Annotated in this window: 22 protein-coding genes and 1 riboswitch; of the genes, 12 read left to right on the top strand and 10 right to left on the bottom strand. The window is 57.6% G+C overall.

Translation table 11 applies throughout. From position 1 onward, the window contains the following. Positions 1-325: 325 nt before the first annotated feature. The 3 genes from ABVT35_RS25665 (at position 326) to ABVT35_RS25655 (ending at position 2,758) form a co-directional block, all read left to right on the top strand. Positions 326-1,069 (top strand): TSUP family transporter, encoded by a 744-nt coding sequence (locus tag ABVT35_RS25665; protein WP_368470435.1) that lies wholly within the window; start codon positions 326-328, stop codon positions 1,067-1,069. Continuing rightward, positions 1,069-1,992 (top strand): hypothetical protein, encoded by a 924-nt coding sequence (locus ABVT35_RS25660; protein ID WP_368470455.1) that lies wholly within the window; start codon positions 1,069-1,071, stop codon positions 1,990-1,992. Before ABVT35_RS25665 ends, ABVT35_RS25660 begins: the two co-directional genes overlap by 1 nt. Before the next feature lie 68 nt (positions 1,993-2,060). Further along, positions 2,061-2,272, top strand: a riboswitch (cobalamin riboswitch). Between the two features lie 162 nt (positions 2,273-2,434). Further along, positions 2,435-2,758 (top strand): hypothetical protein, encoded by a 324-nt coding sequence (locus ABVT35_RS25655; protein ID WP_368470434.1) that lies wholly within the window; start codon positions 2,435-2,437, stop codon positions 2,756-2,758. A 45-nt stretch (positions 2,759-2,803) separates the two neighbouring features. On the opposite strand, the gene ABVT35_RS25650 is transcribed toward ABVT35_RS25655, so the two are convergent. Together ABVT35_RS25650 and ABVT35_RS25645 are read right to left on the bottom strand one after the other, a co-directional pair. Next, on the bottom strand, positions 2,804-3,010 hold the full coding sequence (locus tag ABVT35_RS25650) for a DUF1737 domain-containing protein (protein ID WP_368470433.1): 207 nt from the start codon (positions 3,008-3,010) through the stop codon (positions 2,804-2,806). After that, complete coding sequence (locus ABVT35_RS25645; protein WP_368470432.1) at positions 3,007-3,939, bottom strand: CoA ester lyase; 933 nt, start codon at positions 3,937-3,939, stop codon at positions 3,007-3,009. Before ABVT35_RS25645 ends, ABVT35_RS25650 begins: the two co-directional genes overlap by 4 nt. Positions 3,940-4,170: 231 nt before the next feature. On the opposite strand from ABVT35_RS25645, the gene ABVT35_RS25640 reads away from it, so the two are divergent. The 8 genes from ABVT35_RS25640 to ABVT35_RS25605 all read left to right on the top strand — a co-directional run bounded on the left by ABVT35_RS25640 (position 4,171) and on the right by ABVT35_RS25605 (position 10,612). Further along, positions 4,171-4,401 (top strand): hypothetical protein, encoded by a 231-nt coding sequence (locus ABVT35_RS25640; RefSeq protein WP_368470431.1) that lies wholly within the window; start codon positions 4,171-4,173, stop codon positions 4,399-4,401. Between the two features lie 183 nt (positions 4,402-4,584). Next, complete coding sequence (gene leuD, locus ABVT35_RS25635; protein ID WP_368470454.1) at positions 4,585-5,190, top strand: 3-isopropylmalate dehydratase small subunit; 606 nt, start codon at positions 4,585-4,587, stop codon at positions 5,188-5,190. Between the two features lie 31 nt (positions 5,191-5,221). After that, the gene (locus tag ABVT35_RS25630) at positions 5,222-5,602 is read left to right on the top strand and encodes a RidA family protein (protein ID WP_368470430.1); all 381 of its coding nucleotides are present in this window, start codon (positions 5,222-5,224) and stop codon (positions 5,600-5,602) included. A gap of 49 nt (positions 5,603-5,651) precedes the next feature. Next, a complete protein-coding gene (gene leuB, locus ABVT35_RS25625) occupies positions 5,652-6,764 on the top strand; it encodes a 3-isopropylmalate dehydrogenase (RefSeq protein ID WP_368470429.1) in 1,113 nt (370 codons plus the stop codon). Positions 6,765-6,830: 66 nt separating this feature from the next. After that, a complete protein-coding gene (locus tag ABVT35_RS25620; protein WP_368470428.1) occupies positions 6,831-7,664 on the top strand; it encodes a phosphatase PAP2 family protein in 834 nt (277 codons plus the stop codon). Positions 7,665-8,022: 358 nt separating this feature from the next. Next, the gene (locus ABVT35_RS25615) at positions 8,023-9,057 is read left to right on the top strand and encodes an aspartate-semialdehyde dehydrogenase (protein ID WP_368470427.1); all 1,035 of its coding nucleotides are present in this window, start codon (positions 8,023-8,025) and stop codon (positions 9,055-9,057) included. A gap of 140 nt (positions 9,058-9,197) precedes the next feature. Beyond that, entirely contained in the window at positions 9,198-9,623 is a 426-nt protein-coding gene (locus tag ABVT35_RS25610; protein ID WP_368470426.1) for a hypothetical protein, read from the top strand. Between the two features lie 161 nt (positions 9,624-9,784). Beyond that, positions 9,785-10,612 (top strand): lytic transglycosylase domain-containing protein, encoded by an 828-nt coding sequence (locus tag ABVT35_RS25605; RefSeq protein WP_368470424.1) that lies wholly within the window; start codon positions 9,785-9,787, stop codon positions 10,610-10,612. 219 nt (positions 10,613-10,831) lie between these two features. On the opposite strand, the gene ABVT35_RS25600 is transcribed toward ABVT35_RS25605, so the two are convergent. Further along, complete coding sequence (locus ABVT35_RS25600; RefSeq protein WP_368470423.1) at positions 10,832-11,734, bottom strand: LysR family transcriptional regulator; 903 nt, start codon at positions 11,732-11,734, stop codon at positions 10,832-10,834. A 1,419-nt stretch (positions 11,735-13,153) separates the two neighbouring features. Between ABVT35_RS25600 and ABVT35_RS25595 the strand changes: the two genes are divergently transcribed. Further along, positions 13,154-13,636 (top strand): hypothetical protein, encoded by a 483-nt coding sequence (locus tag ABVT35_RS25595; RefSeq protein WP_368470421.1) that lies wholly within the window; start codon positions 13,154-13,156, stop codon positions 13,634-13,636. A 56-nt stretch (positions 13,637-13,692) separates the two neighbouring features. Here ABVT35_RS25595 and ABVT35_RS25590 read toward each other — a convergent pair whose 3' ends face one another. The 7 genes from ABVT35_RS25590 to ABVT35_RS25560 all read right to left on the bottom strand — a co-directional run bounded on the left by ABVT35_RS25590 (position 13,693) and on the right by ABVT35_RS25560 (position 19,399). Further along, positions 13,693-14,334, bottom strand: coding sequence for a carbonic anhydrase (locus ABVT35_RS25590; protein ID WP_368470420.1), 642 nt, complete (start codon positions 14,332-14,334; stop codon positions 13,693-13,695). A gap of 63 nt (positions 14,335-14,397) precedes the next feature. Then, a complete protein-coding gene (pdxY, locus tag ABVT35_RS25585) occupies positions 14,398-15,291 on the bottom strand; it encodes a pyridoxal kinase PdxY (protein ID WP_368470419.1) in 894 nt (297 codons plus the stop codon). Between the two features lie 9 nt (positions 15,292-15,300). After that, positions 15,301-15,549 carry a hypothetical protein gene (locus tag ABVT35_RS25580; RefSeq protein ID WP_368470418.1) on the bottom strand — a complete coding sequence of 83 codons (249 nt, stop codon included), beginning with the start codon at positions 15,547-15,549 and terminating at the stop codon, positions 15,301-15,303. Between the two features lie 89 nt (positions 15,550-15,638). Then, positions 15,639-16,463, bottom strand: coding sequence for an alpha/beta hydrolase (locus tag ABVT35_RS25575; RefSeq protein WP_368470417.1), 825 nt, complete (start codon positions 16,461-16,463; stop codon positions 15,639-15,641). Continuing rightward, positions 16,463-16,843: a carboxymuconolactone decarboxylase family protein gene (locus ABVT35_RS25570; RefSeq protein WP_368470416.1), complete on the bottom strand. Its 381-nt coding sequence runs from the start codon at positions 16,841-16,843 to the stop codon at positions 16,463-16,465. Before ABVT35_RS25570 ends, ABVT35_RS25575 begins: the two co-directional genes overlap by 1 nt. Before the next feature lie 20 nt (positions 16,844-16,863). Next, the gene (locus tag ABVT35_RS25565; RefSeq protein ID WP_368470415.1) at positions 16,864-18,315 is read right to left on the bottom strand and encodes an aldehyde dehydrogenase family protein; all 1,452 of its coding nucleotides are present in this window, start codon (positions 18,313-18,315) and stop codon (positions 16,864-16,866) included. Then, positions 18,308-19,399 carry an aromatic ring-hydroxylating dioxygenase subunit alpha gene (locus ABVT35_RS25560; protein WP_368470414.1) on the bottom strand — a complete coding sequence of 364 codons (1,092 nt, stop codon included), beginning with the start codon at positions 19,397-19,399 and terminating at the stop codon, positions 18,308-18,310. The genes ABVT35_RS25565 and ABVT35_RS25560 overlap by 8 nt, the downstream gene beginning before the upstream one ends. Between the last annotated feature and the right edge of the window lie 10 nt (positions 19,400-19,409).

The raw sequence follows: 19,409 nt of genomic DNA, 5'->3' as shown, positions 1-19,409 counted from the left end.
AAGGGCGAACTGCAGGAGATCGGCGCCACCATGGCGGCCGAGTGGCTGGCCAACTCAGGCGATGACGGCAAGGCCATCATCGATGCATACAAGGCAATGGAATAGAGCCTGAAGGGAGGCGTTCAGCGCCTCCCTTTCAATTGTGACCCTGCCGCACTGATCTTTTTGTCATTCGGAGCATGACAAATCACCACATCAGCGATATTGCGGAAGCTGCATATCCATTTTTCTGATCACGGGCTGACGGTTTTCGTGCTCATTCGCATCCCCGATATCACGACCTGACAGCGGGAAAACAAGTGTCCGGGTTCCGGCGGGTAGTTTCTTGAACGCATTTGACATAGCACAGACCCTTTCACCCTGGACGATCGCCTTTGCGGCCCTTGTTATCGTGACGGGTTCCATCGTGCAGTCGGGGCTCGGCATGGGTTTCGGTCTCATGGTCGCGCCGTTGCTGGCGTTGATCGATCCGGTTCTTGTCCCGGCGCCAACACTGTTTCTCGGCATGTTTACAGCGACCTGGGGCGCCTGGGCCGACCGCGGTATCATCCGGTGGGGCGAGGTGGCGACCGCATCGGCCGGCCGCTTTGCGGGCGTTGCGGCCGGTCTTTTGCTGCTGTTTTGGATATCGGGCGCCGCTGGGTTCAGCCTGTTGTTCGGCATTATGGTGCTGGTGGCGGTGCTGTTGTCGGTTGCAGGCCGCGCGCTGCCGTTTAACCGGCTGTCGCTTTTGTCGATGGGCGCCATATCGGGTGTCATGGGCACGATCACGTCCGTCGGAGCGCCACCTCTTGCGTTGATTTACCACGGCAGGAGCCCGGCCGCATCGCGTGCGACACTGGCAGCGTTCTTTGCGGTGGGATGCGCAGGCTCGCTGGCCGGTCTTTATGCAAGCGGGCTTGCCGGCGAACGCGACATCTATATTGCGCTCGCCATGGCGCCGCCCATGGTCTTCGGCCTATGGCTGGCGCATCGCTTCCGGCTCGGATTTGCCAGGTGGTACCGGCCATGGCTGCTCGCCGTGTCAGGCGCGGCGGGCCTGCTCCTGATCGTCCGGGGGCTGTCGTGATGCGGATCCTGCTCCTGCCGTTTCAACTTGCAGCAACCCATGGCCGCTGGCTGCTCGTCGCGGGATTGTGCGCGGCGGTGGCATTTCCAGAGCTTGCGGCCCTGATGCAGGATCATCTGCCCGCAGCGGTCGCGTTGTTGCTGTTTTTTTCGGCGCTGCGTGTCGGGCCCCGGCAAGCCATCGGCGCGACGCGTGACCTTGGACATTCGCTTTATCTGGTGGGTGCTCTTCAGCTCGTTTGCCCGGTGGTTTTTGCCGGCATCCTGATCGCGACCGGGTGGAACAGTCCCTTGGCCCTGGGCCTGGCGCTGATGCTCACGGCTTCTCCCATTTCGGGAAGCCCAAGCCTGACGTTCCTGCTCGGCAAGGATGCTGCGCCGGCGCTGCGTTTGTTGATCGCGGGCACCGCATTGCTGCCGCTGACGACCATTCCGGTTTTCTGGCTGCTGCCTGAGCTCGTTGCCGGAGAAGGCGTGTTCGGCGCTGCCCTGCGTCTGCTTCTTCTCATCGGTATCGCGACATCGATCGCTTTTTTCATTCGCGGAGTATTGCTGAAGAACCCGGGACCGGCGAGTCTGAGTGCTATCGAAGGCATGGCGGCACTGACGATGGCGATCATGGTGGTCGGGCTGATGGCCGCCATCCGGCCGGCGATCACGCAAAATCCCGGTGGCCTTCTGTTCAACCTCTTCATTGCCTTCGCTGCCAATTTCGGCCTTCAGATCGGTTCGTACCTGTTGTTGAAACGGAAGCTGCCGCAGCAAAGCGCCGGAATAGCCGTTTCGGCCGGAAACCGAAACATTGCTCTGTTTCTGGCTGCTCTGCCTGTTGGTGTCATGGAGCCCATGCTGTTGTTTATCGGCTGCTATCAGGTGCCAATGTATCTGACGCCGATCCTGCTGCGCCGATTTTACCGTTCCTGATGGCAATACGGTTCGGTTGTGCGACGCAATGCGTCGCATGTGTGTTCCCTTTTTTTCGTCCGATCGGGTAAATTCTCAGGTGTGAAGGTTCTTTGCCGCGATTCGCGTGATGCAACGCATGTGGCGGAGCCAAGAGGGAAGTCGGTGCAATTCCGGCGCTGCCCCCGCAACTGTAAGCGGTGAGTCTCTCCCGATCGCCACTGGTTCAAGAACCGGGAAGGCGGGAGCTGAAGATGAAGACCCGCGAGCCAGGAGACCTGCCTTCACAAGCAACTGCAACCCGGGCGGGGTGCCCCGGAAGAGCGGCGGCGTCGGCTAAGGCCGGCGAACCTGCACTTTCTTTGCCCCGTCTCTGCCTTTGAAGGAGAGACATATGCAAATTACGACCATATATGACCGACACCTTCCCATGCCATTTTGCGCAACAATGGGAGGCTGACTCATGCGTCCTATGCAAGACAGCAGCGACCTCGGCAGGCTGGTGCGCCGGATAGGAAAGCCGGACCGCGCCAATGTTGTCGCGATACGGAAGGACCGCAGCTTTGAACCGCTGTCGGCGGAAGAGGCGCTTGTGTGCTGGATGCTTGATCTGCCGGACGATGCGGCAATACCGAAAGCGGCGCGCCATGCCCTCAGATATGCCGACGCAGGAAGTGCCAACAGCCCGGAAGTCGAGCGTTTCTGCGGTTATCTGCGTCAGGCCATGACCGCTGCAGGCAACAGTCCGCGGCTAAGGCGGGGCGGCAGGCGCAGCCGGCGTTCCTGACCGATCCGTACTTAAATACCGATCGTTTCTTTAAGCATCCCGGCTCTATTGCTCGCCGAGTTTCATATCCGGGCTGTAGGTCTTGCCTGACACATGCTTGATAACGGCCTGGGCGCACTGCATCGCCCCGGTCTCGTTGTTGTAGCCGTATGCCGGGTCGCCGTGCAACTCCCAGCCATCGTGGAGCGCTTCGCTGACCTTGTGGCAAAAGCTTGAATCATCGGGGCCCGTCAGCAGCCTGTACAATTTCATCGCGCAACTCCGTCCTGTTTCGGGTTCTGCTGCAATGCAGCCTTCTTCAAGAGCTTTTCGGCCTGCTCCAGGTGCAGCCGCTCAACCATTTTCCCGTCTATCTGTATCACACCCTTGCCCGCGTTCTCGGCTTTGGAAAACGCTGCGACGATCGAATGCGCCACGGTTATTGCGTCGGCGTCCGCTCCGAAGACGTCATTCGCGGCCTCGATCTGCGCCGGGTGGATAAGGGTCTTGCCGTCAAAACCCATCAGGCGCCCGGTCTCGCATTCGGAGCGAAAGCCGTCTGGATCGCGAAAATTGTTATAAACGCCGTCGAGGGCATCCAGACCCGCTGCCCGCGCCGCCAGGATGATCTGCATCAGCCAGGGCTGCATGAACGAGCGCCCGTCCGGAAGTACAACGCCGGTGTCCTTGGCAAGATCATTGGTGCCTGCCACCAGGCAGTCCAGCCTTCCTTGGGACCGGTTGCCCGTATCGGCAATGGAAACCGCATTCGAAATGCCCCGCGGCGTTTCCACCATTGCCCACAGCCGGATCTCCTCTTCAGGATCGAGATCCGAAAGGATCGCCTCGGCTTCGAGTATATCACCGGCCCGCTCGGCCTTCGGCAGCAGGATTGCATCCGGAAGGCAGGCACAGGCTGCTTCCAGATCATCGCCACCCCATTCGCTGGCAAGTGCGTTGATGCGAATGACGTATTCTTTGTCCGCGCTACGTATTTCGGAAAGCCAGTTCTTCAAAGTGCCGCGCGCCCGTGCCTTGTCGTCGGGACCGACTGCGTCCTCGAGGTCAATAATCACCGCATCGCAGGCAAGACCGGCGGCTTTTTCCATGGCCCGGCTGTTGTTGGCCGGAACGTAAAGGACCGAACGGCGGGCGCGGACCGGACGGGAAAGTCCGGCAGTGCTGTCATTTGGCTGTGTCATCGTGTCTATTTGCCTGCGAAAACCATGATGCGCAAGACACCGAAACAGCGGCTTCGAATTTCGGGGATTTTCAGGCCCACGGGTCAACATGTCCGATTTGTAAGGTTCGGGCGGTTGAAAAAGGCAGGCGCAATGACCAATTGAATTACAAGGCCCGATCCCCATCGGGTGCTTGATATGGCCGGCTGTTACCCGGTCGATGGAAAAGGTTTGAAAGCGGGGGGTTAGGTTATGGAAAATCTTCGCGCAATTATCGTCGGTATCATCGGGTTGGCAATTGCCGCCCTGATGATCGTCGTCATGGCCACTGTCGGGCTTGCTGTCGTTGGCTTTGCCGTCGTTGCCGGCGCCATCGGTCTGATCGCCGTAAAACTCGGTTATCGTCCGAAGGTCCACACCGAACACAAACGCCGCGGACCGCGCGTATGGAATGACGGTCACGGCACCATCATCGATATGTAGTTTCGAAATTCGCCCTGGGCCGTTTCGATCAAATCACTCAATTTGATCATGAAACGGTCCAAAGCACTTCTTTTTCCGCGTCAGCTTTGATAAACGCTTGGCAAAAGACATATTGCCAGCCGCCGGCCGGCCTCCGAACGAGAGGACCTGGCTATGCTGGCGTTGGAAGTTGAGGTTCTCGTGATGAAGAAATTTTCCAGACTCAGCGGCGTTGCGGCGCCCCTGCCGATCGTCAATGTCGACACGGACATGATCATCCCGAAGGACTATCTGAAAACCATCAAGCGTACCGGCCTGGGCAAAGGGCTTTTTGCCGAAATGCGTTTCAAGGACGATGGTTCGAAGAATGAGGATTTTGTCCTCAACAAACCCGCCTATGAAAACGCCCAGATACTGGTTGCGGGTGACAATTTCGGTTGCGGCTCCTCACGCGAGCACGCGCCCTGGGCACTGATGGATTACGGCATTCGCTGCGTCATCTCCACCAGCTTTGCCGATATCTTCTACAACAACAGCTTCAAGAACGGCCTGCTGCCGATTGTCGTCAGCCAGGAAGAGCTCGATCTGCTGATGGACGACGCCTCGCGCGGCGCCAACGCTACTATTACCGTCGATCTGGTGACCCAGGAGATCCACGGGCCGGACGGCGGCGTCATCAAGTTCGATATTGATCCTTTCAAGAAGCACTGTCTGTTGAACGGTCTCGATGATATCGGCCTGACGATGGAGAAGGATCATCATATCGATCGCCACGAAGGCCATATTTCCAACCATCGCCCGTGGCATTGACATTATCTCGCTCTAAATTCGGAGAGCCGATATGCGCAAACTGATTTCGACCGGTTCGCCTTTTGAAGAGGCTGCCGGCTATTCCCGGGCGGTCGTTCAGGGTGATTTCTGCTTCGTGGCCGGTACGACAGGCTACGACTATGAATCGATGCAGATGCCGAAGAGGGTCGAAGAGCAGACCCAGAACGCCCTGCTGACCATCGAAAGAACTTTGACGGAGGCCGGATTCAAGCTCTCCGATATTGTCAGGGTCCAGTATTACATTACCGATGCCTCGGATGCCGGGCGTGTGTTTCCCATCGTGGGCGAGTTTTTCGCCGATATCAGGCCTGCCGCCACCATGCTGGTCACGGGTCTGATCCGTCCGGAAATGCGCGTCGAAATCGAGGCGACGGCTTATCGGCCGTCCTGACGTATCCGGTCGGGGCCGGCTTTCAAAAAACAAAGACAAAGGACAGATAATGGCAACGCGCAAACTTCTCCTGCTTCCCGGTGACGGGATCGGTCCGGAGGCGATGAATGAGGTCAGAAAGCTGATTGCCTTCATGAATGAAGGGCTTCAGGCCGGGTTCGAGATCGAGGAAGGCCTCGTGGGCGGCTCGGCCTTTGATGTGCACGGCCTGTCTATTTCCGAAGACGATATGAAGCTGGCGCTTGCAGCCGATGCCGTTCTCTTCGGCGCGGTCGGTGGCCCGAAATGGGACGATGTGCCCTATGAAGTGCGGCCTGAAGCCGGACTGCTGCGCCTGCGCAAGGATATGGAGCTGTTTGCCAATCTGCGCCCCGCCATCTGCTATCCGGCTCTTGCCGATTCCTCTTCGCTGAAAAAGGATGTTGTCGAGGGCCTTGATATCCTGATCGTGCGCGAACTGACTGGCGGCGTCTATTTCGGAGAGCCAAAGGAGATCATCGATCTCGGCAATGGCCAGAAGCGCGGCATTGACACGCAGATTTACGACACGTATGAAATCGAGCGCATTTCCGGTGTGGCTTTCGAACTTGCAAGGACGCGTGGCAACAAGGTCACGTCCATGGAAAAGCGCAATGTGATGAAATCAGGTGTTTTGTGGAACGAGGTCGTTACCGCAACTCATCAGGCGAAATACCAGGACGTGGAACTGGAACACATGCTGGCCGATGCCGGCGGCATGCAGCTGGTGCGCTGGCCGAAGCAGTTCGACGTCATTGTCTGCGACAATTTGTTTGGCGACATGCTTTCCGACGTTGCCGCCATGCTGACCGGATCTCTGGGTATGCTGCCGTCCGCCTCGCTCGGCGCGCCCGATGAAAAGACCGGCGTGCGCAAGGCTTTGTACGAACCCGTTCACGGGTCGGCCCCGGACATTGCCGGCAAGGGCCTTGCCAATCCGATCGCAAAGATCGCGTCTTTTGCCATGTGCCTGCGCTATTCCTTCAACATGGTCGAAGAAGCCGATTTGCTTGAAAAAGCCATCGCCAATGTTCTTGACAGCGGCCTTCGCACCGCCGATATCGCCTCGCCACACCTGCCGACGGTCAACACGTCGGAAATGGGCGATGCGGTGCTGGAACAATTCAAGAAACTGACCGCCTGATGTAGTGTGCCCGGTCGCGCGATAGCGCGGTGCTGATGCCGCCTGCAATAAACGACGGACGATGTGATGGACGCTCAAAATGCAGACAGCGGGACAAATGGCATCCAGCGCGCCGGGCGCCAGTTGTCTCAGCGGATCCGGTCCAACGTAACCGCAAATCGCGCGCTGATGAAAAGGCGGCGCAAAAACCGCAATTTATCCATCCGTGTGCACGGATTTCGCTATTTCTTCCTTGTCGCCATGACGGTCTTTTTGGCCGCGGTCGTTCTCGACAACCCGGTCGGGGCCTATCGTGGCAAGTGGCCGCCCGAGATCCTATGGTGGGCGTCGGAGCTGACCGATATTGCGAAATCCGGCTGGATACTCGTTCCCACCGGGCTCCTCGTCCTTATCGGGTTCGGGCTGGACTGGAGCCGCTTTAGAGCCCGCACCCAACTGACGCTTGCAAAATGGGTCTCGGCGAGCGGATATATCTTTCTTTCCGTCGGCCTGTCCGGCCTGATCGTCGCAATCCTCAAACGCTTGATCGGCAGGGCACGTCCGGTGCATTTCGAAGAGCTGGGCGCGTTTGATTTCCAGCCGTTTTCAAATGCCAGCTTTGCCAGCTTTCCTTCGGGGCACTCGACCACATCGGGCGCGATGTTCGCAGCCATTGCGATCTTCTTTCCGCGGATGCGCTTCGTGGCGCTTGTGCTGGCCATATGGCTCGGTTTCAGCCGTGTGCTGGTGGGCGCGCATTTTCCAAGCGATGTCATTGCGGGGGTGGCCTTCGGTGCCTGGTATTCCTATTTCACAGCCCTTTTCTTTGCCCGTTACGGAATATTGTTCACCACAGACGAAAATGGCTGGCCGGTGCGCCGCCGTGGCTACGAACTGACGAGATTCTGGGTGCGGGGCTGATCGACCACCGCCTTTCCGCAACCGGGCCCGCTGGAACGGCCCCTGTCACGCAATTGGTCCTGGCGGCTGTCTTTATGCGCGGCAGAGATTGACTCCTCGTGCTGGCGATGTAAAACCCGCAGCGAAACAGGAACGGACCATGCACACCGCATATCTGCCATTGATGGTGAAGTCTTTTCCGGCGATCGACGCCGGAAACGGTATCGCATGCGCGCGTCCTGTCACAACCACGGCCAAGAAAACGACCAAAACGGTCTGACGTCTCTGGCTTGTCCGCGCTCTTCCCGGTCCAGCCGGGGAAGGGACCCGCTGCCGGCCGGCGGGTTGCGAACAGGAAGAGGGACAGGAGAATTTTCAAATGGGATTTAGAGTCGCTATTGCTGGCGCCACCGGAAATGTGGGCCGGGAAATGCTTGATATTTTGTCGGAGCGGAACTTTCCGGTCGACGAGGTCATTGCGCTTGCCTCCAGCAGGTCGGTCGGCAAGGAGGTCTCGTTCGGCGACAAGACGCTGACGGTCAAGAACCTGGAAACCCATGATTTTTCCACGACCGATCTCTGCCTGATGTCCGCCGGCGGCTCGATATCGCAGAAATGGTCACCAAAGATCGGCGAGCAGGGCTGCGTCGTCATCGATAATTCCTCTGCCTGGCGTTATCATGCGGACGTTCCGCTGATCGTGCCGGAGGTCAATGCGGACGCAATCACCGATTTTTCCAAGAAGAACATCATCGCCAATCCGAACTGTTCGACGGCTCAGCTTGTGGTAGCGCTCAAGCCGCTGCATGACGCGGCCGGCATCAAGCGGATCGTCGTTTCGACCTATCAGTCGGTATCGGGCAGCGGCAAGGACGGTATGGACGAACTGTTCAACCAGACGCGCGCGGTTTTCGTCTCCGATCCGATTGAAAAGAACGTCTTTACCAAACGCATCGCCTTCAACGTCATTCCGCATATCGATGTTTTCATGGAAGACGGATACACCAAGGAAGAGTGGAAGGTTCTGGCCGAAACGAAGAAGATGCTGGATCCGAAGATCAAGGTCACCTGCACGGCTGTGCGCGTGCCGGTCTTCATCGGTCACTCCGAGGCCGTCAATATCGAGTTCGAGCGCGAAATCACCGCCGATCAGGCGCGCGATATACTGCGCGATGCTCCCGGTTGCCTCGTCATCGACAAAACCGAGGATGGCGGCTATGTCACGCCACATGAATGCGCCGGCGAGGACGCGACCTATATTTCGCGTATCCGCGAAGACGCAACGGTTGAAAACGGTCTCAATATGTGGGTGGTTTCCGACAATTTGAGAAAGGGCGCGGCGCTCAATACGATCCAGATCGCGGAATTGCTGGTTGCACGCGGATTGATCAAGGCGAAGAGCCAGGCTGCCTGATTGGAGCGTTAAAAAAGAAAATCGAGAAACGGGCCGGTTTGCCGGCCCGTTTTGCTTTTCGGCGTTCAAGCGATTGCGGATGACGGATTTGTGAATCGCGATGCCTTGTCCGCATCAGGCATGTTGCTGATCATGGCCGCATGATTCGGCTCTTTGCACGCATTCTCACATCGCTCCTAGCTATCCCGGTCTGGGTTCTTATATGGATGTTCGTGTTCCTGATCCCGGCCAATCTTTCAGGCTTTTTCATGCTGGATACCGTCAGCGGCAAATGGATTGCCGTGCTTGGCGGCGGTGCACTTGTCATCAATACCGTGTTGGTTCTGCTCAATGCGGGTTTTTCCAGGGTTCTGGCGATCCCGCATCTGATATTCTGGCTGCCACTGGAACTGGTGCTGATTGGCCGCTATTTCGCAGCCGATATGGGCGAGGGGGAAACCCGGCTCACGCTTGTTGTACTTATCATCAATGGGATCTCGCTCGGCTTTGATTTTGTCGATACGCGGCGCTGGTTCAAAGGCGAGCGCGATGTCATCGGCTTTGAAGGGGAACAGGTCCCCATGTGATTTGTCGCGAATATATTATCTATCTTTGCCTGAAATCGCGCGGTGATTGCCGGCAACAAGTTTAAACCGGACAATAGATGCTCTAAGCTGTATAAATCAGTGTCGGGATCAATATAAGGTCCGGTGGTATTGTGTATCGATTTGGATCAGGGGGCACAGTGGTGAACTGGAGATTTCGAAATACCGTTTGCGGTCTGGGTGTGGGGCTGGTTGTATTGGCGTTGAGCGCACCTGCAGCACATGCCGCCAAATGCGGCAACAACGCCGCCGGATTTTCAAGGTGGGTGGCTGAAACAAAAAAAGAGGCGGCGGCAAGGGGATTCAACCAGCGCACAATCAACGCCACGCTCGGAAATGTTTCTTACCGGAAAAAGACAATCCGGATGGACCGCAGTCAGCGCAGCTTCAAACTGTCGCTTGACCAGTTCATGCGAAAGCGTGGTGCGAGCACCATTGTTCGACAGGGAAAACAGCTCAAGAAGAAGCATCAGAAGCTCCTTAATTCGCTCGAGCGGCGCTATGGCGTTCCGCCCGGTGTGATCCTGGCGATCTGGGGCATGGAAACCGGGTTCGGCAGGTTTATGGGCGCCGAGGATACGATCTCGGCTCTGGCGACACTTGCCTATGACTGTCGCCGGTCGGCTTTTTTTACCAATGAGCTCTATGCGGCAATGACCATCATTCAGCAGGGGCAGCTCTCGCGCAAACAGATGCGCGGTGCCGGCCATGGCGAGCTGGGGCACACGCAATTCCTGCCGTCGAGTTATATCCGCTTCGCGGTGGATGGAGACGGCAACGGCCGGCGCGACCTTGTCGGATCCCGGACCGATGCTCTGGCGTCGACCGCGAACTACCTGCGCAGCTACGGCTGGAAAAGAGGCCGGGGCTATCAGCCGGGACAGACCAACTTCCGGGCCATACAGGCATGGAACGCGGCCAGTGTCTACCAGCAGGCGATCGCCATTATCGCATTGCAGATCGATAGTTAGCCGGCTTCATTAGTAATTTATCATGATGAAACTGTCGTGTTCGCGAGCATCGGCTGAACCGGCCGAGCCCGCGAAATTGTTTGCCCTGCAATAATTCAGCGAAAACCGCACGAACGGGCGAATAAGGGATCTCAAGATGGGTTGCCCCGGTGTGGAACAGCCCACAGCCCCGCCGGGGCTCCCTGTCGGGCACATAGCACCTTCCGATGCATCAAATGATCAGGCTGCCGCCGACATTCCCTCGAAAAGGCGGCGGTGCCTTCCAATTAAATCCGCAATATTGTCCAGTATTTCCGCGATATGTTTTTCATCCCGGTTCTCGTCATGGCTAACCAGCCACTGGTCGTAGGCCAGTTCACCGATCGTGTCGCTGCAGCGGACAAGCCGCGGTGAGGCGTCTCCTGCGAAACAGGGCATGACGGCAAGACCGGCGCCGGTGCTGACGGCTGCCATGAGCGCCGCCTGTGAATTGCAGCTTAACAGGGCATCCTTTTCGAGGTGTGTTTCCAGCCAGGCGGTCGATTGCGGTTTCGTGCCGGACGGCAATACGGTTATCCAGTCGCACTCCCAAAAACGGCGATGGGATTTCGAAAGCGGATTTGCGTCGACATAGTCCGTGTCGCCATAAACGGCAAATTCAACACGCGAAAGTTTCTGTCCAGTGAGGCCGGTCTGAACCGGCCGGCGGCTTCTCAATCCGATGTCCGCCTGATGCCTCAGCAGATCCAGATCATTCACGCCGGTTATAAGGGCAAGTTCGATATCGCCTTTCCGCGGACGCAGTTCCGCGATCTTGTGCGCAAGAAAAAGGCCGGTCCAGAAGCCGACGGCAATATGTACCTTACGGGACTGCAGTTCCTTGTCCCGCCAGCGATCGATCTTGGTGGCCTCCGCCTCAACATTTTCGGCAATTTCCAGCAATTCCAGCCCTGCCGTGGTGAGGATATATCCGTCCTTGCTACGGTGGAACAAATCCATCCCCAGGGCACGCTCAAGGGCGAGAATATGCCGGCCCAATGTCGGGGCGCTCGACTGAGTCCTGTCCGCTGCCATCGATAATCCACCGCCCCGCGCAACGGCAATGAACAATCTGAGATCGTCCCAATTCCACCTTTCATACATGAAAAGTATTCCCCAGACTTGCTTGCGCCACACCGTGTTACGGCCGCCCCTCACAGGCCGCTGGCTATGGCTCTAGCCGCTCCGCGTGAAGTATAGACGATTTAATTCAATATAAACAGAGAGATATAAAATACCCGTCCGCTCTACGGACTCTCAAGCATGGATGAGGCCACAACAGATTGGATTTTCAAATATGAAAAGAAGGAGGATATTACAATTTGTGTTGTGTCTTTGCCGATTAAAGCTTGATTCGGCAGAACCTCCAGATGTGCGAGACATACTATACCACGTATTACCAATATGTGGCACGGGAATTCAAAACGATGTTGGTGGGCGAAGAATTTCGCGGGCAGCGCGGAAAAGCGTGTTGCGGCCGAACTTTATCGGTTCGCAAATCCTGCATTGCCGCCAGCGGGAATATTGGCGGCTGGCCGCACGACAGTGCCTCTTTTTTGGGGGAATGTTCAACCCGGCGCAAAGGCGGGTCAGCGACAGTTTTGAGCATATTTGACCGCAAGCGTATTCCGCTTTAGCAGGCAAGCGCGTCCAGGACCTTCAGGCGGCCCAGGATGAGGCGCAATACAGGTTGTTGCGTTCAACCGGTGAGAGGTTTCCCGGTACTGCGGCGTGGCCCAATCGGGTCCTGTTGCTTTTGCGTTGGGTGACGGGCCGCAACAGAACGTTAAGAGCCGGCGCAAAGACGTCTGTCACGCATAGCAGGTCCTGCCGATAGGCAGCTGTCCATTGTGATTTTGAAGACCGGCGCGGTAAAGATTGCTTTCGTTTGGGGACACGCCGCATTCGGCCGGGCGATGCTCCGCAAAAAGACGGTTTTGTCCCGACACACGGGGTTTGGAAGCAGCATCTCTCCGGGTTTTGATGGCCACGACGATACGATGCACCGGAAGGCTGATGAAATGGAAAGGCCGTTTTGCTGCGTGGATTCCGCCGAAACATGCATCCGGGGCACAGAATTGCAAAAAAAGAGCCATATTCATTGGTGGTGAAGACCCGCTGGTGGCCCGGACTTCGCATTACAATACTCCCGCGAGGGGCAATCCGTATGGTTTTTGCCCTCATAAGGGGGCTTTAGGCGTTTGTTTTCAATTGGATCGGCGAACTGCTCGATAAGCCACGTATCCGTGCTGTCCCCGCGTTGTGGTTCGCGATAAACCCCATCTCGCGGTCTCGGATGGCTGAATGGGAGCTAATTGGGTGTGACTCGGCAATCACTACATTATTTACATGTTTGAGGCGTAAATATTTAGTCGACAAATTATGCGGCTAACTAATTAAGATTCGCAATGCCGAATACGATGCTCCCATTATTTTTGGGACATTGTAGACGCACGGCAGTGTACGGGCCTAAATTGTCGAAATAATTCGCTACAAACATCAGACAGACAAAGATCGTGTCCCATGAGCAAAATTTTCCCATTGGAGAATTCGAGATCGGCAATAAACGCAGTGCTCTTTGGCCTGGTTGTCTGTTTTGCGGCGGTTTCATTGACGCCAACGGTTTCTTTGGCCGCGGCGGAAAGCCAGTCAGGCGGAAAACCCGTCGGTAGTGACAGAGACAAACATGGCTGCATAGGGTCTGCGGGCTATACGTGGTCTGAGGTCAGACAGGACTGCGTCCGCCTGTTTGAAGCGGGGGCGCCGCTTTATAATCTGCAGGACCCGTCGGCAACGTCGGTGGCCTATGTCGTCGATGGCGGGGGCACCATGCCGCTTGAGCTATTTCTGCCGGACGAAGAGACGGGCATCCTGCTTTATTACCGCGATGGCGGCTGGCTGGACGATGACGACCGATATGGTCTTACCATTGACAAAAATGACGTGATTGAGGTCCGGGACGCGGAAGGAACACCGCTGTTCAGCAGCCGGAAACCGAAATCATAGGCCTTGACGGCGCGCTGCGCGAAACAGGCCGGATAGCATTGATACACGCATCCGGATCAGCGGTCCGGGCGGGCAAAATCGCCGGTCTCGGCGTCCATAACCCACAACTCACCCGACGATATGTCGAACCATGCACCGTGCAGATTGAGCTTTCCTTTGTCTTCCAGAATCTTGACGCAGGGAAACGTGCGCAGATTGCCGATGGAATTGCGGATCGAGATACGCTCCAGCGCTGTTTGACGTTCTCCGGGCGTAAGCACCGTGTTTTGCTGTATCTGTTCCGATACCGGGGCGAGAAGGCTCATCCACTGGCCGATGAAATCACCCGGAGAAAGCGGCTCGGCATCGGGATCGAGTGCAGCCGAAATGCCGCCGCAGCGTCCATGACCCATGACGACAATGTCCGTGACCTTGAGCGACTGAACGGCAAACTCGAGGGCGGCGGATGTGCCGTGGAAATCGCCGTCCGGTGCATGGGGAGGCACCAGATTGGCGACATTGCGGACCACGAAGAGTTCCCCCGGCCCGCTGTTGAAGATGGTCTCAGGCGCAGCGCGGGAATCGCAGCAGGCAATGATGAGTGTCTGGGGCTTTTGGCCCTTTTCGGCGAGTTCGCGGTACCGCTGGCGCTCATCCTCGTAGCTTCCGGACATAAACCGGCTGTAGCCGGAAAGCAGCCGGTCGGGAAAATTGTTCATCGTATTTCGCCCCTGGGATTTTTCGCTCGGTTTGTCTGAAACATTCACTTCTCAATTTTCTCCTCAGTGCTGTGGCTGACGCTCAGGATGCATCAGGCGGCGCATCTGCACCAGCGCGAAGGGACGCACGAGACTTTTCGCCTCGCTCTCCAGTGTCAATTCGTCGGCGCCATGCTTGGCGGTGCGCGCCAGGATCTCAAACACCGAGGCCGTCGCATCCTGCAGCGCTTTTTCATCGGGTTTGCCGTTCATCACATTGGCAAGAAACACGGCCGCCAGCAGATCCCCGGTGCCATTGGGCGGATCCGCGATTTCGCGGTGTTCGGCCATAAGTGCGTCGCTGGCCGTCAGCAGCACGTTGCCGGTGTTTCCGGACATCATCGCGATTGCCGAGGTGACAAGCACGCGCTCACGGCCAAGTCCTTGTGCGGCTTTGAGAATTTCCGTGTTGTCGGTAAGTTTCGCGCCGACGATCCACTCCAGTTCAAAACGGTTTGGCGTAGTGATCGATGCCAGCGGAATGAGTCTGTCACGAATGGCGGATGCAGTCTCTTCCGGAACATAAAGCCCGTTTATATCACCGATAACCGGGTCGCACACATAGAGCGCATCGGGATTTTTGTCGCGCAGGGCTTTAACGAGACGGGCAATGTCTTCCGCCTGCCCTGCATTGCCGAGATAGCCGGAAAGGATGGCGCCGACTTCACCCAGCCAGGGCGCGCGGCACAGGTCATCGATCATGGCTGAAAAGTCTTCCGCAGGCAGGACCGACCGTGTTGCGGGGCCGTGGCCCGGATGCCAGGGCAAAATGACGGTTGGCAGAGCCCAGACGGGATGCCCAAGCGTTTCAAGCGCAAACACGGCAGCGCGGTTTCCGACCGAACCGCGCACGACGTGACTTGATATCACCAGAACGGCCTGGCGTTCCGGAGTCGTCTGCGCTTGGGGTTCGGACATTCAGGTTCCTCAGCTATTTTGCAGGAAGTTGACCAACCAGATAAGCAGCAGGCCGACCGCGATCAAGGAAAGAATGCGGCCAATGCGGCTGCCCCAGACTTCGATGCGGTCCGACTGGTCGACATCGTCAGCCATGAAATGACCTTTGACCGATTTGGATTTCCCCTTAAGCTTGGGCGCGTTCAGCAGACCGCCTTCCTCGCTCAGCCTGTCGAGATCCCGCTGTGCCTTTCGGGATCGATCGTCCTGATCCGACATTGCTCTTACCTTCGTGATTTTTATGTAACTTAAAGCGACGGGCCATCAAATAGAAGCATCTGATGGCGGAAAATCGGCCGCTATCAATCCTACCGCTGATCGGCAGACGCATTGGTGCCAATGTGGTTGAGGAACTCCATGGCCGCCGGCCAGAGCCCATGCGCCCAAAGATTGTTGTGCCCGGCCCCCTCAAACATCACCATTGTCTTTGGTTCATTGGCCATATCGTAGAGCGCCTGTCCCTGGGTGAAGGGGATTGTTCCATCCTCGGTTCCGTGGAGAACCAGCAGCGGTTCGTCGACACTGCCTATTTTTTCCCTGCTGAGAAACGGATCCTTCATCAAGAGCGATACCGGCAGCCAGGGATAGGCCGAGCTTGCGACATCCATGGCTGCGGTAAAGGGTGCTTCCAGAAGGAGCGCCTTGGCATCCCGCTGGGCAGCCACTGCCACCGCGACACCCGAGCCGAGTGATTCGCCGTAAAGCACGATTTGTGTTGCGTCCCGGCTTGCACGGTCAAAATGTTCCAGGGCATCGGCGACAAGCGCCGATTCTGACGGGGTGCCGCCGCTACCGGCGAATCCGCGATAGGTGGGCGCATAAAGGCCCATGCCGCTATCGATTATCTGCCTGTACCGCTCTGCGCGGCTGGTAAGATTTCCTGCGTTTCCGTGAAAATACAGCACTGTCGGCTTTTCCGGGCTGGAGGGTGCCTTGCGCCAGACGGCAACAGGCGTGCCGTCGCGCATCTCTACGGACCCGGCATCTACGTCTTCAAGGCCGTTTTGCTGCGGGGAAGTAAGCATGCCGGAGGGCCTGAACAGGAGGTCCCGCTGAAAGGCATACATCAGACCGGCTGCGGCGACGTAGACAATTGCGGCCGTTGCAACAAACCGCAGCGCACGGGAGAACATCAAAGGGCGCCTTCTTCCTCCAGCACTATGCGTGCCGCGCGAAAGCACTCCAGCGCCTGGGGAACGCCGCAATAGATGGCGACCACATGGATGATGGCGCGAATTTCCTCGATGGTGACGCCGTTGTTGCGCGCACCGCGGCAATGGAGCTCCCATTCATGCATCTTGCCGAGCGCGCCGATCATTGCCAGGTTCATCATCGACCGTGTTTTCGGATCGATCGCCCCGTCGCCCCAGCCAAAGCCCCAGCACCATTCGGTCATCGCCTCCTGGAAGGGACGGGTGAATGAATCCGCCGCGGCGAGGTTTTTCTCCACATACTCAGCGCCAAGGGTGGCCTTGCGCTGTGCCAGGCCCTGTTCAAATCGTTCCTTATCCATTGTTCATTCCTATCCGATCCTTATCCGAGCTTGATCGCCACGTTTTTTGTCTGCACGTAGTTCCATAGCGCTTCACGGCCCTTTTCGCGACCGTAACCGGATTTGCCGTAGCCGCCGAAGGGCGTTTCCACGCCGCCGGCATACCATTCATTGACGAAGACCTGCCCGGCGCGCAGCTGCTTCGCCGCCCGGGTGGCCCGGTCGATATCGCGGGTAAAGACCCCGCCGACCAGGCCGTAGGGCGTGCCGTTGGCGATGCGGATTGCTTCTTCATCGGAGGAAAATTTCAAAACGGACAGGACCGGGCCGAAGACCTCCTCGTTGGCAATCGTCATGGCGGGTGTGACGCCGAACAGTACGGTCGGCTCAAGAAAAAAGCCGGGCCGGTTCATTTTGTGGCCGCCGGCAGCGACTATTGCACCTTCGCGCTGGGCTTCGGAAACCATGCCGGCCGCCCGGTCGCGCTGGCTTTCGGATATCATGGCACCCATATTCGCGCCGAATTTGTTGCGTTCGATCCCGGGACCCACGGAAAGTTCGCCGGCCAGCGACACAACACCCTCGACCAGCCTGTCGTGAACGCTTTCATGCGCAATGACCCGGGACATTGCCGAACACACCTGCCCGGCGTTGAAATATATGCCCCAGCGCACGTCGTTCATGAAGGCGTCGATATCGGCATCGTCATGCACAATCGCTGCCGATTTGCCACCAAGCTCCAGCACGCAGGGAACCACGTTCTGCGCGGCGGCTGTTGCGATGGCCACACCGGTCGGTACCGAGCCCGTAAAGACAATCTGGTTGATATCCGAATGGGAAGAGAGTGCAGCGCCGGCTTCGTGACCGTGACCACATAAGATATTGACCGCGCCTTTCGGCAGGCCTGCGGCTTCGGCAGCAAGCGCAAAATAACGGTTGGTCAGCGGATCGAGCTCCGGCGTCTTGATGACACAGGCATTGCCGGTCGCAAGTGCGGCCGACAGGGAACGTGCCGTCATCTCGACCGGATAATTCCACGGGATAATCTGCGCCGACACGCCGCGGGGCTCGTAGGTGGTGAAATCGAAATAACCGGCGCCAAGCGGGATGGAGCGCCCTTCAACCGTTTCGGCCTGGTTGCCGTAATATTCGAAATAGCGGGCGGCCCCCTCGATTTCGATGCGGGACTCCCACAAGGGCTTACCGGCTTCCAGCGTGAGGACAGGAGCTATTTCGTCAATATTTTCAATCAGATAATTACCCATGGCGCGTACCATGCGGCCACGCTCCACGGGCCTCATATCCGTCAGCGCGCCGCTTTCATGACATTGTCCCGCCGCCTGGACAGCGCGATCGACATCTGCAGCATCGGCCATTGCCTGCTCGGCGATCCGTTCACCGGTTCCCGGATCGTCGATACCGATGCGGCCGGCGCCACCATCGACAAATGAGCCGTTTATGTAGTTTTGCCAATAGGGCCGGATATCAGCCATCAACTGCTTCCCTCATCCACTGCTGCAGCACCTGAACAGAGTGCTCCGAATTCACACCGCAGGCCGGGTCGAGAACGAGCGGTCCCGGCCTGAAGCCGCGACTTTTGAGACCCCGCTGCACCGATTCGACAAGTTGGATGTCCTCTTCAACAGTGGTCTCGCGGTCCTGCGCGGCCAGGTTTTTGATGATATCGGATTCCGTACCGCCAATGGTGTACCAGCCGCGCCACACAACGACATGATCTGCGCCAATGGCGCGCCAGTGATAGGTGTTGAGGATATTTCCGGGATAGACCTGGAACGAAAACATCGGCCACAGGAACCAGGACGAATACTCTCCGGCATGTTCGTTCGCGTCCAGATCGACCGGATAGGTCATACGGTCGAGATTCTGGCACTCGGTCGTGTGGCGCAGGCAATATCCCTGGGGTTGGATGTCGTAGGTCTCCGGCTTGACCACGCCATTTGCAAAGGTGGGATGGTTGATCCTGCAGTGATAGCATTCCGAATAGTTTTCGACGGATACCTTCCAGTTGCAGTTTTCGGGAATCTCCACCCAATCTACCGGCTTCAGCTCAGCAAAATGAGGAACAAAGGCTGCCAGCTCATCGCGTGCTCCGGGGAACCATTCGTCCATCGGGCGGGCATCGGGATCAAGATTGACGAACACGAAACCGCAAAACTCCTCGACCTTTACCGAAGTCAGGCAGATTTCACCGCGGTCGAAGCCGGGTACTGACCCGATGTTCGGGCCGGAGCGCAGTTTGCCCGTCAGCTCGTAGGTCCAGGCATGATAGGGGCAAACAATCAGGCCGGTATGGCCTTCGCCCTTGACCAGCTCATGGGCCCGGTGCTGACAGACATTATGGAAAGCACGGATTTCTCCTTCCTTGTCACGGATGCAAAAGAGGCTCTGGCCGGCAACATCGAAAGTGAAATAGTCACCGGGCTTCAGCAATTGCGACACGTGACCGGCAAACTGCCAGGTGCGCACCATCAGGCCGTTTTGCTCAATGCGGAAGATTTCAGGATCGGTGTAGTAGCGGGCGTCGAGTGTGCGAACCGGATGGAGCGGTGCGGTCATCGGCGTTACC

The organism is Hoeflea sp. TYP-13 (genome assembly GCF_040932035.1).
Classification (GTDB): Bacteria; Pseudomonadota; Alphaproteobacteria; order Rhizobiales; family Rhizobiaceae; genus Hoeflea_A.
The sequence above is the reverse complement of the archived record's forward strand: the minus strand, read 5'-3'. Positions and strand labels throughout refer to the sequence as shown.